Below are 12,661 nucleotides of genomic sequence, written 5' to 3' on the forward strand. Positions count from 1 at the left end.
CGTCAGCGGCCTGCGGATCCCCACCTCAGGGGGCGGGTTCAGCGGGTCGAGCGCTGGATCAGCTCGTACTGGGCGGAGGTGGACTCTCCGGTGATCAGTCCATACGTGCCGACGGACCAGAACTGTCCGGTGCGGCCGGTGGGTGCGAGGGCCTCGATGTCGTACGCCTGGGTGTGGCCGCCGGGGACGGCGTCACCCTCCACGGAGGTCCATTTGCCGCCGCGCAGGCGCCAGTAGAGGGCGGTGCCCTCGTAGCCGTAGGGGTCGCCCGAGACCCAGACGGTGCCCTTGCCGTCGCCGGTGATAGCAGTGGCCCACAGCCCGTCGACCGGCCCGGTGACATCGCGCCAGGTGCGGCCGTTCCAGTGCAGCACCTTGCTCTGCTGCGGCTCGTCTTCCGAGTACGGGGTGAGAGCGGTGACCCAGACGCTGCGGGCGGACTCCTGGTACACCGCCGAGAGCGTGAGATTGCTGCCGGCCGGCGCGGTCTCGGTCCACGAACGGCCGTCCCAGTGCAGGAGTACGGATCGGCTCGGCTGGCCGACGTAACCGAACTGCCCGACCGCCCAGGCGTCGTGGGCGGTCCGCGCTTCGATGGCGCTGATCCTGACGCCGGTCGGGAGAGGGGTGCTCTGCCAGACGCCGTGGGAGTAGGAGTTGATCGCGGTGTCGCTCACCAGCCAGGTCTTGCCGGGGACGGCGGCGAGCTTCGCGAAGCCGTAGCCCTGCTCCGCGGGCAGTGGTGTCTCCGTCCACCGCTTGCCGTCGTAGTGGCCCAGGGTCTCGCCTTGCTGGTCCCAGCCGTACGCCCAGACGTCGCGCGCGGACACCGCGTCCACAGCGTGCCACACGCCGGTCTCCGGTACGGCGGGGGTGGTCTGCTGCTGCCAGGCTCTGCCGTTCCAGCGCAGGATGACGCCCTGGCTGACGCCGTCGACGTACTGGGCTCCCACGGCCCAGGCGGCGTCCGGACCGACCGACACGATGTCGAAGAGCGCGGAGTTGTTCGAGAGCGTCCCCGCCAGAGACGTACGCCAGGCAGGGGCCGGGGTCTTGCCCGCGGCCGACGCGGCGGGAGCCGCACCGTCCGCCGCCGAGACCGCGGCCGGGGCGACGGTCACGGTGGCGGCCGTGAGCGCCGTGATGATCGCGATCCTGAGGTACATGCCTGTCTTCATGACTGCTCCCCCTTGTCCACGGGGGTGCTGCGTGGTCCCACACGTTCGCCCCCGTATTTGTTTGCCACTTATGAGACCGTTCGCCCCGCCGGATGGTTGTGCCGGCAGCCGCGCGAAACACGGACAACGCCCGGAGAGAGACCAGCCGGGGCCGAACACGACGGCCGTGTCAGTGCCGGCCTGTTGCGGCGTGGCGGTGGATCGCCGCCGTGAGCGTCGTGGCGGGACCCGTCAGGCTGCCGTGGACGAGCTCGGTGCGGTGGACGAGGCGCGGAGTCGAGAGTGGAACACCGGTCACAGTCACATCGAGGTCGCCCTCTCGACGGTGTTGTACGGCGGACGCGGGAAGCAGGGCGAGCCCGGCGCCGGCCGCGACAAGGGCCAGGAGGCTGCGCACATCGGTGCCGTCGTAGTGCAGGCTGGAGCGGAATCCGTCGGTGCGTGCGAGGGCCCGCAGCCGGTCCAGCGGTGTCGCGACGTCGGGTGCGTCGATCCAGACAGCGTCGACGAGGTCCTCCAGACGGAGCCGGCTACGGCTTGCCAGCGGGTGCGTGCCGGGCAGGGCCACGGCGACGGATTCCTCGGTCAGGCCGACCGTGGTGAGCGGACCGCTGTCGAGCAGGCGGAGCGGGTCGCTGGCGGCGGTGACTCCGTCGACGAGACCGAGGTCCGCGTCGCCGTTGGCGACGGCCTCCAGGACACCATCACGGCCCATGGTTCTCACGTCGATCGTCAATCGCGGCATCGAGCGCTGCAGTTCGGTGAGTACGGCGATGGTGTGCCGGACGTCGGCGAGCGGCGACGCCCCGAGGGTCAGCCGGGCCGGCGGTTCGCCCGACAGGCGCTGGACGTCGGTCCGGGCGGCGTTGAGGCGCAGCAGGATCGGCGTGGCGTGCTCCAGCAGTCGTTGCCCGGCCTCGGTCGGGATGACCGGGCGACGGTGCAGCAGTTGCACCCCGAGGTCCTTCTCCAGTGCGGCGACCTGCTGGGAAACCGCGGACTGGGTGTAGCCGAGGTTGCCTGCGGCGGCGGAGAAGGACCCTTCACGGGCTACCGCCACGAAGGCGCGCAGGAGATTGACGTCCATGACTATAAGTATCTCTGATACTTCAACGACGATCTCTCGTTGGACTAATAACCACTGGCTGCGCACGATGAGCCCATGGAGAGCATGGAGAGCAGCGACGAGACGCATACGGCGAAGGTGGCACTCGTGGGCGACCGGTCGCCGCACGTGCGGTCCCACACGCGGATACCCCTCCTGTTGGAAGCCCTGCGGCAGCGGGACGGAATCGCCCTGGACGCGTACTGGGTACCGACCGACGAGGCGCACGCCACCAGGCTGGACCGGTTCGACGGCATCTGGCTGCTGCCCGGCAGCCCGTACCGCAGCGAGGCCGGCGCGCTCCAGGCAGCCCGTACCGCCCGGGAGAACGGCATCCCCTACCTCGGCACCTGCGGTGGGTTCCAACACACACTGCTGGAGTTCGCGCGCAACGTCTGCGGGCTCACCACCGCCAACCACGCCGAGAACACTCCGGACGCGGAGAGCCCGCTGATCGCACCCCTGGCCTGCTCCCTCATCGGGCACGAGGGTATGGTCAGCGTCACCCCGGGCTCGGCGGCCGAACGCATCCTCGGCGTGGACCGGACCGTGGAGCGCTACCACTGCGGGTACGGGCTCAATCCCCAGTACGAGGATGTCCTGTCGGCGCACGGCATGCGGTTCACCGGGCACGACGGCCCAGACGTACGCATCGCCGAACTGCCAGGACATCCCTTCTTCCTGAGCACGCTCTTCCAGCCCGAACTCGCCATTGACGACGGGCGGCGTCATCCGATCGTGCGCGCTTTCGCCCACGCCGCCGTCGCACACGCTGCGGGCCGTGCCACCGTGCCCGTCTCGACCGGCAGAGGGTAGGGCGATGCGACCAGGAACGCTGGCAGCGATCGGCAACACACCGCTCGTGGAACTGCGGCAGCTCGCGCCCTCGACCGGTGCCCGGGTGCTGGTGAAGCTCGAATACCTCAACCCGACCGGCGCCATGAAGGACCGGCTGGCGTTGGCGATGGTCGAGGGAGCCGAACGTGACGGCAGGCTCATGCCGGGGATGACGATCGTCGAGTACACCGGCGGCAGCACCGGCCCGGGGCTCGCGCTGGTCTGCGCGGTCAAGGGATACCGGCTCAAAATCGTCACGTCGGCCTGCTTCAGCGACGAGCCGCGGCGGCTGATGCGGGCACTCGGCGCCGACGTGGAAGTGCTCGACGCCGCCATCGCACCCGGCACGGTCGCGCCGACCGACATCGACGCGATGCGCGCCCGCGCGGCCGACCTCGCCCGACAACCGGGCCACTACTTCACCGACCAGTTCAACAACCCGTATGCGGTCGCCGGTCTGCGCGACGGACTCGGCATGGAGATCCTGAACCAGAGCGCACACCTGCCGGTGACAGCGTTCTGCACCGGTATCGGCAGTAGTGCGTCCCTGCTCGGTGTGGCGGCAGCGCTCCGCCGGCGCGACCCGCGCCCCCGCATCGTCGGCCTGGAGCCGGCCGGATCGCCAGGTATCACCGCCGGCACCCGGGGCGTCTTCGCGATGCAGGGCTGGAGCGGCTTCGCCCCACCGCTGTTCGACCTTGCCGCCGTCGACGCGGTCGACACCGTCAGCGACGCCGACGCGGTCGCGACAACGTCCCGTCTGGCCGAGGAGGAAGGCATCTTCACCGGTGTCTCGGGCGGTGCCAACGTCTATGGGGCGGTCCGCCTCGCGGCCCGGCTGCCGCGAGAGACGGCCGTCGTCACGCTGGCACCCGACTCCGGCTACAAGTACCTGGGCAGCGGCCTGTTCGGATAAGGCATTTCGGATAAGGCATAAGGCATTCGTCGACGGGTGCGGTTTCTTGGCTCTTCTTGGGTGCTCTGCGGCAGCCCTGGCGTCCTCAGGGCTGGGTTCGGGGCTGGACCAGTGCGGTTACGGCGGATACGACTGCGGCCTTGTGGTCGGCGCTGGTCCTTCGACGGTTCTCCGGTTGCAGTGCCTCCAGTGACCAGGTGGCGGTGTTCCAGCTGATGGCCAGTGAGATCACCATGGCCATCAGTTCAGGAGCCGGGATGTCGGTACGGATCCGGCCCGCGCGGCGCCTCGAAAACCACGACCCGGCCAAGTTAGACGCGGCGCGCACGCTCTGGTGATGACTGGATCGGTCCGCTTCGGGACCCGATGCGGCCTGTCGGCGCCCCGGCCGTACGGCGGAGGCTTGGGGCATGACCCGAGCACTGATCGTCATCGATGTCCAGGAATCCTTCCGCGCCACTCCCCTGTGGGAGACGATCTCCGACCCGAAGATCGCCGACAAGGTGAGCCGACTGGTCCGGCATGCCCGCCGGGCCGGGGACCTGGTGGTGTGGGTACTGCACTCCGAACCCGGGAGCGGCGGTGCCTTCGACCCGGCCCTCGGCCACGTCCGGCTGATGGAGGAGCTGGAGCGGCGGGAGGATGCCGAGCCGCTGATCCAGAAGACCTCGCACAACTCCTTCACCACCACCAACCTGCAGCAACTCCTCACCGAGCACGGGGTCCGCGAAATCAGCGTCTGCGGCATCCGCACCGAGCAGTGCGTGGAGACCACCGCCCGCGTCGCGAGCGACCTCGGCTACCAGGTCACCTTCGTCGTCGACGCGACCGCCACCAACCCGATCCCGCACCGCGACGCCCCCGCCGACCAGAGCGTCGCCGAACTGCTCGCCGACCCCCGTACCCTGCCCGCCGACGAGGTCGTCCGGCGCACCGAGTACGCCCTCGCCGGCCGCTTCGCCACCATCGCGACGGTCGACGAGGTGGAGTCCACGGCCGTTCTTCCGGCATGATGACCGAATCGTGAGCCACGTCGTCTTCTTCCTGGTGCCCGGAGTCCATCTGCTGGACCTGGCCGGTCCCGCGCAGGTCTTCTCCACCGCGGCCGACTTCGGGCACCCCTACACCCTCACCTACGTCGCCGAGCGGCCGCAGGTCCCCACCGCCCAGGGCCTGCCCCTGGTGGCCGAACTCGACTGGCCCGCGCTCGGGCCCGAGGACCTGATCGTGGTCCCCGGCTGGCGGGCCGTCACTCTGGCCGACTCGCCCGCGATCACCGACCCCTCCCTGAAGGTCCTGCGGGACCACCACACCAGGGGCGGATCGGTGGCGAGCGTCTGCGCCGGGGCGGAGGCACTCGGGCGGGCCGGCCTGCTCAAGGGCCGCCGCTGCACCACCCACCACGACGTGCAGGACGAGTTGGCGCTGCGCCACCCCGGGGCGGTCGTCGTCCGCGACGTCCTGTTCACCACCGACGACCGGGTGATCACCTCGGCCGGTATCGCCAGCGGCATCGACCTGGCCCTGCACCTCGTCGCCGGCCGGCACGGGCCCGCCGTCGCCGCCCAGGTCGCCCGGGACATGGTCGTCTACGCCCGCCGGAACGGCCACGAACCGCAGTCCAGCGCGATGTTCCGGCACCGGTCCCACCTCGACGACACCGTGCACCGCGCCCAGGACCTCATCGACACCCGCTTCGACCGACCGCTGCCGCTGCCCCGCCTGGCCTCGGCCGTCGGCGTCAGCGAACGCACCCTCACCCGGCTCTTCAGCCGCGCCACCGGCCTCACCCCGCTGCGCTACCAGCAGACCCTGCGCCTGGAACGCGCCGAGCACCTCATCAGCCACGGCGCCACGGTCGACGCCGCCGCCCACTCGGTCGGCTTCGAGGACGCCCGCATGCTGCGGCGGCTCCGCCTTCGCGCCCGAACGGCCTGACTGCGTCGGGCAGGTGAACGCCGCTGAGCGGTGGTACGGGACTCCGCGTCGCGTAGCCTCGCCTCGCCTCGCCTCGGACGGATCGTGTACCCCCTCCGCCTGCTTGCTTGCCACGAGGTGACGGGGACGCGCAATACCGCTGAAGGAGCGCACATGGCAACGGTGAGCGGTGGAGGGCCGAAGGCGTCGAGACGGCGCGGGGCCGCGCTGGAGTCGGCCATCCTCAGGACCGCCTGGGCCGAGGTGAACGCCGTGGGCATGGCCGGGCTGACCATGGAGCGCAACGCCCGACGCGCGCTTGGCGGACAGCCCTCGGGGCGGCTGACGGACATGGTCGGAGAGCCGGCAGACACCGCGGCGGGCACCCGTCGGCTGCTGGAGCAGCCCGCTGTGCGGCTGCGGGGATCGGCACGATCCCCGACCTGCTGGTGTTCTCGGAGACGGTCGAATTCTGACCTCTGAGGGCCCGGATGTCTCGTCTCCGCTTCGATCTTCGCGGTTCAGCCGGATGAGCACCCGCTCCGCGCAGCCGAGTCCCTCCCTTCAGCCCGGACCGCTTCCAGTTCCTCGGCCAGCCGGTCCTGTGCCGCATCGCGTTTCCGCCCGCCGTGCGGGGAGCCGCTCCAGCACGTCATCCACGGCCACCCTTGCGGAAGATCCGGAAGAGCGTTTTGAAGCCGTCGCACACTCCGGCAGCAGGACCACGAAATCCATCCCACGGGACTGTCCGACAAGCATCACGCCCGGTAACCGGCCGCGCCCTGGAAGCCGGCGCCGCAGGCCCGCTGGGCCGCGCTCATAGCCTCCTCCGTCCGGGTCACGGCGGGAGCGCGGCAAGCGAGTTCGGGACCCGGGATTTGAGGTGCTGCCATTCGCCGGCGCTCACATGGCGCTCCAGAGATTTCAGTACGGTGCGTACCTGCTTCTCGCTGCCGCCCTCGACCGCATAGGGGAATTCGCTCCGGACCCGTGCGAAGAACTCCTCGTTGCTCATCTTCACGGGCGTTACGCCCGGTTTGCGGCCGTCGTAATAGATGCCTCTGACGATGGTCGGCAGCTGGGCGCCGAACTGTACGGCCGTTTCGACCGGGAGACGATACCGGAGCGGGTGCAGCACGGCCCGAAGTGCCGCGTACGACTGCTTGCGCCGTTCCTGGGCCATTCGAAGGCCTCTTCGACGTCCTTGAGGAGCCGATTGGCCTTGTCCACCATGGTGTCGAACGAGGAGAGACCTGTCTCCACCATTTTTCGTGGGCCCTTCGTTCTGGGCGCCTCGGGATCAGTCCGCGAGGTCGGCCTTGCCGAACAGGACCGCGTAACTGGAGGGGAGTTGGCTGATGATCTGATTCAGTTCTCCGCCGGTGACAGCGTCGGCAACGGTGGTCAGGACCGCGCTGGCGTCCCACTGCGCCGTACGCGGCCCGGCATGGGTGCGCTCGGCGACCCGGCGGTAGAACTCTTCGATTCCGAAGCTCTGCGCCTGCTGCGGCGTGGCCTTGTCCAGAACTTGTCCCAGCGGGCCGGGCAGCTGGGATGCGAGGTCTTTGACCTCTCCCGGGCTGATCCGTTGGGCCAGCACTTCCAACACGGCGTTGGTGACGTCTGCGGCTTCGTCCTGGTCGTTGTATTCGCCTCGCTCGCGTACACGGGCGAGGAATCCGTCGTATTTCATCGCTGACTCCTTCTGCCTCGGTCACTGCTGGTCATGGGGGTCGTCCGGTGCGCTGTCGAGCCGGCCGGATCCGTCCGTCGGCGCGTAGCTGCCGTTCGCAAGGCTCTTGGCCCGGGACTCCCGCTCGGACTCACGCAGGGCACGGCGGAAGCGACCGGGGCCCCAGGAACGGCCGCCCACGGCCTGTTCGAGTCGGTCGCGGCTCGTCGGACCGGCTTCCTGAAGGGCGTGGGTGATCTGTTCGATCTCGTCGTCGAGGCGTTGTTCGGCCATGGCGGACGTACGGCTTGCCGTGCCCGCGGTGCCGGCCATCCCCGGCGAGTACAAGGTGCTGCCCGGTCCGGTGCCCGGGCGGTAGCGGCGGGCTCCGGCGCGCTCCCGCTCCCGGCGGCGGGCGGTGCGGTCGGCGATCCGCAGTTCCCGCTCGTGCTCGGCCTGCCGGACGTGTGTGGGCCGGAGGCGGTCTCGTGCGTCCTGTGGCGCGGGCTCGTTGCGCCAGGCTGCCTCGGTTTCCTCAGCGGTGAGCGGTCGGGCGATGTTCTCCAGGGACTGTTGTTCGGCCCGGACACCGAAGAAGACCTCGGCCAGGCCGCCCAGTGCCATGGCTGCCGCTCCGACGAGGAAGCCGATGGCCACCAGGTCGGCATCGCCACTGTGAATCAAGTGGCCGAACAGCAGGGGGCCGGTGATTCCGCCCACGGCCGTGCCGATCGCGAAGAACAGCGAGATGGACAGGGCTCGGGTCTCCATGGGGAAGACCTCGCTCACCGTCAGGTAGGCCGAGCTCGCTCCCGCGGACGCCACGAAGAAGGTCAGCGAGACCAGCAGGAAGAACCCCCATGTCGTCAGGGAGCCGTTGATCAGCAGGACTGCGAGGACGGCTGCCACGACGGCCGAGCCGAAGTAGGTGCCCGCGATCATCGGCTTTCTGCCGACGGTGTCGAACAGTCGGCCGAGAAGGAGTGGTCCGAGGAAGTTGGCGATCGCGAAGAGGGCAAGGAAGTAGGGGATCGAGCCGGAGCCGATGTCGAAGAAGCCGTTCAGGATCGTGCCCAGGTCGAAGACGATCGCGTTGTACAGGAACGCCTGTCCGACGAAGAGCGCCAGACCGAGAACGGCGCGACGCGGGTACCGCCGCAGAGCCACGCCGGCGATCTCCGTGAACGGGATGATGTCGCGCTGTCGTACGGTGACCGCCTCGCCCGGTTCCGGCAGCTCGCGGCCGGTCTCCTGGCGCACCTCGGCCTCGATCCGGTCGACGATGCGTTCAGCCTCGGCTTGATGCCCGTGGATGAACAGCCAGCGCGGACTCTCCGGAACGTGGCGGCGTACCAGCATGATGCCCAGGCCCAGAATGCCGCCCAGGCCGAAGGCCAGCCGCCAGCCGAGGTCGGCTGCCAGCAGCCCCTCGTTGAGAAGCAGCACGGCGACCAGGCTGCCGACCGCCGCACCGACCCAGTAGCTGCCGTTGATGGCCAGATCCACCTGCCCGCGGTTGCGGGCCGGAATCAGCTCGTCGATGGCCGAGTTGATCGCGGCATACTCTCCGCCGATGCCCATGCCGGTGATGAAACGGGCGAGGTAGAGGTACCAGGCGTCGTGGGCGAACGCGGTCGCGACGGTGGCGAGGATGTAGATGCCGAGCGTGAGCATGAACAGCTTCTTGCGCCCGTAGCGGTCGGTGAGTCTCCCGAACAGGAGAGCGCCCGCACATGCGCCTGCCACGTAGATGGCGGCGGCAGTGCCTATGTCGGCACTGGTCAGGTTGATGCCGCTGCCCGGCTCGGTCATACGGGCGGCAACCGCCCCGACGATCGTCACTTCGAGTCCGTCCAGAATCCAGACAGTTCCCAGACCGACGACGATCCGCCAATGGAATCGGGACCACGGCAGCCGGTCGAGCCGGGCGGGGACCTTGGTGGTGACGACACCGAGCTCGGCGGTGGTGGTCATGCCATGCCTCCTCGATCAGGGCCATGGGCCGTTGCCTGGAGATGGACAGAACAGGCCGGAATGAACCGGTCCACATAGGGTGGTCTTCTGTGCTGCGCTGCCACCTTCTGGGACACCGTTTTCGCTTTCTCCATGAGGGCGACACGATGCTCTGGCGCTGCGCGCGTGGGTGCGGAGCGGAGGGAAGCAAGCGGTATCCGACGGCTCAGGACGCCGAGCGTTACGCACGGGCATTCGACCGCGAGGACCAGGCGGACATGGGCCGGCGAGTTCCGCTGGGTCTGCTCCCCCTTCGGCTGCTGCGTGCCTGGCGTCTGCGGCGCCGAAAGGAAGCCGGTGGGGAGCCGCGTGCCGAGTCTCCGCCGCCGTGAGGGGTTGTGACAGGGGACGTCGTTCATGAGCCACCTCGGGTGTCGAGCCTCGCCGGCCCGGCCGTGGTGCCGGATGGGTGTCCGGAACCGCGGCGTTCGCGTCTCAGCCGCTGCTCTCGCTTTCACTCGTCTCGCTGATCTCGATGTGCAGGGGCTTTGCCACCTCGGCCTTGGGGACGGTGACGGTGAGCACTCCGTCCGAGATCTGCGCATTGATCTTTTCGGTGTCGACCTCTCCGGGCAGCCGCAGCCGGTACTCGAAGGCTCCGGTGCGGCGGGCGCTCCGGCGCAGGACGCCTTTGCGTTCCTTCTCCTTGATCTCTCCGGTGACCACCAGCTCCTGGCCGTTGGCTTCGACGTTGATGTCCTTGCTCTTGACGCCGGGGACTTCGATCTCGACGTGGAAGGCGTCGTCGGACTCCGTGACATCCGCCAGGGGTGTCCACGCGACTGCGGGCGCAGCGCCTCCCACCGTGGATTCGATCAGTCCGCTCATCTCGCTGAGCAGTTGGTCGAACTCCGTCAGCGGATTGCGTGCCCAGCCAAGAGGCCTGTCCTGCATTGCGCCACCGCGGTGGCGCCGGACGGGCGCGGTCATTTCCATCGCCTCCTTCTCCTTCTCGTGATCTCGCCGCCCGCTGGGTGTCATGCGAGCCAAGCGGACTCTTTCGGACGGGTGTGCGGGGAGCTGTCGGTGCCGCCGGGCGCGGCCGTGTGGTCCAGGTAGCGGTGCACGAAGTGGATGCTCATCGCGCCTTCGCCGACCGCGGAGGCCACGCGCTTCACCGAGCCGCTGCGGACGTCGCCGGCGGCGAAGACGCCAGGCAGGCTGGTCTCCAACGTCAGGCAGTCGCGGCCCTGGCTCTGCCACAGTTCGGGAACGGAGCAGGCTTGTGCCTCCGCGCCGGTGAGCACGTAGCCGCGTGCGTCGAGGGCGAGCGCGCCGGACAGCCACTCGGTGTGAGGGTCGGCGCCGGTGAAGACGAACAGGGCCCGCACCTTGAGGCGGCGGTGCTCGCCCGTACGGTGGTCGACCACGTTGACCGCCTCCAGCGCCTTGTCGCCGAGTGCCTCCGTCACCTCGGTGTGCAGCAGGACGCGCACCCGCGGGTGGCGCTCGATCTGATCGATCAGGTAGCGGGACATGTGCGCCTCCAGGCTCGGCGCACGGACGAGCAGATACACCTGCGGTGCGTACCCGGCCAGGAAGAGCACGGCCTGGCCCGCGGAGTTGCCGCCGCCGACCACCGCCACCGGGTCGGTACGGCACTGCTGGGCCTCGTAGACGGTCGCCGAGTAGTGGACGCCCGTGCCCTCCAACGGCTCGATGCCGGGCACATGGAGGCGGCGGTAGCGGGCGCCGGTGGCCAGGACGACGGTACGGGCGGTGATCTCGCTGCCGTCGGCGAACCCGACGGCGTAGTGGCCGTCCCGCCGTTCGAGCCGGGCCGCCTCCGCCGGGACGCTGATCCGGGCGCCGAACTTGCCCGCCTGGAGCACCCCGCGCTCGGTGAGTTCGGCGCCGGAGATGCCGGAGGGGAAGCCGAAGCAGTTGTCGATGCGGGACGACGTCCCGGCCTGGCCGCCGGTCGCCATCGCCTCGACCACGGTCGTGCCGAGGCCCTCCGAGGCGGCGTTCACCGCGGCGGCGAGCCCGGCCGGACCGGAGCCGACGATCAGGAGATCGTCGCGGCCGTTGCCCGACGGCAGGGGCGACAAGCCGATCAACCGGGCCAGTTCGGCGTTGCTCGGATTGCGCAGCAGGGTCGTGTCCCGCCAGATCACCAGCGGCGTCTGCTCCGGACCGACCGCGAAGCGGCGCAGCAGCGCCTCGGCCTCCTCGTCCGTCTCCAGATCGATCCAGCGGTGCGGCAGCCGGTTGCGGGCGGCGAACTCGCGCAGCCGCCGGGTGTCGGGCGAGTAGCGCGAGCCGATGATGCGGAAACCGGCGCCCTGTCCGACGAGCAGGGCACGGCGGCCCAGGCAGGCGCGCAGCACCACATCACCGAGGAGGGAGTCCCGGGTCACCAGGTCACGCAGCTGATCCATGGACAGGGCGAGGACCTCGCCGGGGTCCCTGACCACGGCGGTGTAGAAGGCCACCTGTCCGTTCAGGAGGCCGAGTTCGCCGATGAAGCGGCCAGGGCCGTGCACCCGCAGCAGGTGTTCATCGGGTGTGCCGTAGCCCTCGACGATGGCGATCGAGCCGCCGAGGACGACGTAGAACGTCTCGCACCGCTCCCCCTCCCGGATCAGCACGTCACCGGCGTCAACCGCGCGCCGTCGGCCGTGCTGCGCCAGGCGGGCCATCTGATCGTCCGACAGGCGGGGGTAGGCGCCGTAGATGTCGGGGGTCTCGAAGGGGACGCTCTCCCCCGCCTCGTCCGGCATCGGCGCTGCGCCCGGCCGCGTCTCGTCGCCGGGCATCACACAAGCGCCTCGTGGACGAAGCACCACCGCCAGTCCTCGCCGGGCTCCAGCGACGCCACGATCGGATGGCCGTCGGCGGCGGCGTGACGGCGGGCGTGCCGGTTCGGCGAGGAATCGCAGCAGCCGACGTGGCCGCAGGTCAGGCAGAGCCTGAGGTGGACCCAGGGGGAGTGCGTGGCCAGGCATTCCTCGCATCCCGGGGCGCGCGGGGTGACGGGGCGTACGAGGGCGAGGTGGGGGTCGGTCCGTACGGTCATGGCC

14 protein-coding genes are annotated in these 12,661 nt (G+C 69.8%); 5 read left to right on the top strand and 9 right to left on the bottom strand.

Annotation, left to right across the window (positions count from 1 at the left end):
- Positions 1–38: 38 nt before the first annotated feature.
- Complete coding sequence (locus ACWDR4_RS05665) at positions 39–1,178, bottom strand: hypothetical protein (protein ID WP_450404258.1); 1,140 nt, start codon at positions 1,176–1,178, stop codon at positions 39–41.
- Positions 1,179–1,347: 169 nt separating this feature from the next.
- The gene (locus ACWDR4_RS05670) at positions 1,348–2,265 is read right to left on the bottom strand and encodes a LysR family transcriptional regulator (protein ID WP_450404261.1); all 918 of its coding nucleotides are present in this window, start codon (positions 2,263–2,265) and stop codon (positions 1,348–1,350) included.
- Between the two features lie 84 nt (positions 2,266–2,349).
- Between ACWDR4_RS05670 and ACWDR4_RS05675 the strand changes: the two genes are divergently transcribed.
- Entirely contained in the window at positions 2,350–3,099 is a 750-nt protein-coding gene (locus ACWDR4_RS05675) for a CTP synthase C-terminal region-related (seleno)protein (protein ID WP_450404644.1), read from the top strand.
- Positions 3,100–3,103: 4 nt separating this feature from the next.
- A complete protein-coding gene (locus tag ACWDR4_RS05680; protein WP_450404263.1) occupies positions 3,104–4,036 on the top strand; it encodes a PLP-dependent cysteine synthase family protein in 933 nt (310 codons plus the stop codon).
- Between the two features lie 85 nt (positions 4,037–4,121).
- Here ACWDR4_RS05680 and ACWDR4_RS05685 read toward each other — a convergent pair whose 3' ends face one another.
- A complete protein-coding gene (locus ACWDR4_RS05685) occupies positions 4,122–4,469 on the bottom strand; it encodes a hypothetical protein (RefSeq protein ID WP_450404266.1) in 348 nt (115 codons plus the stop codon).
- Between ACWDR4_RS05685 and ACWDR4_RS05690 the strand changes: the two genes are divergently transcribed.
- From ACWDR4_RS05690 to ACWDR4_RS05700, 3 genes are all read left to right on the top strand, one after another.
- Positions 4,447–5,049: an isochorismatase family protein gene (locus ACWDR4_RS05690; protein ID WP_450404269.1), complete on the top strand. Its 603-nt coding sequence runs from the start codon at positions 4,447–4,449 to the stop codon at positions 5,047–5,049. The two genes, ACWDR4_RS05685 and ACWDR4_RS05690, sit on opposite strands and share 23 nt — an antisense overlap.
- 10 nt (positions 5,050–5,059) lie before the next feature.
- Positions 5,060–5,974 carry a GlxA family transcriptional regulator gene (locus tag ACWDR4_RS05695; RefSeq protein ID WP_450404272.1) on the top strand — a complete coding sequence of 305 codons (915 nt, stop codon included), beginning with the start codon at positions 5,060–5,062 and terminating at the stop codon, positions 5,972–5,974.
- Positions 5,975–6,127: 153 nt separating this feature from the next.
- Positions 6,128–6,436 (top strand): hypothetical protein, encoded by a 309-nt coding sequence (locus ACWDR4_RS05700; protein ID WP_450404275.1) that lies wholly within the window; start codon positions 6,128–6,130, stop codon positions 6,434–6,436.
- A 355-nt stretch (positions 6,437–6,791) separates the two neighbouring features.
- Here ACWDR4_RS05700 and ACWDR4_RS05705 read toward each other — a convergent pair whose 3' ends face one another.
- The 6 genes from ACWDR4_RS05705 to ACWDR4_RS05730 form a co-directional block, all read right to left on the bottom strand.
- Complete coding sequence (locus ACWDR4_RS05705) at positions 6,792–7,136, bottom strand: DUF2267 domain-containing protein (protein ID WP_450404278.1); 345 nt, start codon at positions 7,134–7,136, stop codon at positions 6,792–6,794.
- A gap of 117 nt (positions 7,137–7,253) precedes the next feature.
- Positions 7,254–7,646, bottom strand: coding sequence for a DUF2267 domain-containing protein (locus ACWDR4_RS05710; protein ID WP_450404281.1), 393 nt, complete (start codon positions 7,644–7,646; stop codon positions 7,254–7,256).
- A gap of 21 nt (positions 7,647–7,667) precedes the next feature.
- Positions 7,668–9,599, bottom strand: coding sequence for an MFS transporter (locus ACWDR4_RS05715; protein WP_450404284.1), 1,932 nt, complete (start codon positions 9,597–9,599; stop codon positions 7,668–7,670).
- 474 nt (positions 9,600–10,073) lie between these two features.
- Positions 10,074–10,568, bottom strand: coding sequence for an Hsp20/alpha crystallin family protein (locus ACWDR4_RS05720; protein ID WP_450404287.1), 495 nt, complete (start codon positions 10,566–10,568; stop codon positions 10,074–10,076).
- Between the two features lie 47 nt (positions 10,569–10,615).
- Positions 10,616–12,397 (bottom strand): FAD-dependent oxidoreductase, encoded by a 1,782-nt coding sequence (locus ACWDR4_RS05725; protein WP_450404289.1) that lies wholly within the window; start codon positions 12,395–12,397, stop codon positions 10,616–10,618.
- Positions 12,397–12,657: a UBP-type zinc finger domain-containing protein gene (locus ACWDR4_RS05730; RefSeq protein WP_450404292.1), complete on the bottom strand. Its 261-nt coding sequence runs from the start codon at positions 12,655–12,657 to the stop codon at positions 12,397–12,399. Before ACWDR4_RS05730 ends, ACWDR4_RS05725 begins: the two co-directional genes overlap by 1 nt.
- Between the last annotated feature and the right edge of the window lie 4 nt (positions 12,658–12,661).

The sequence above is a fragment of the Streptomyces sp. NPDC000878 genome (genome assembly GCF_053599695.1).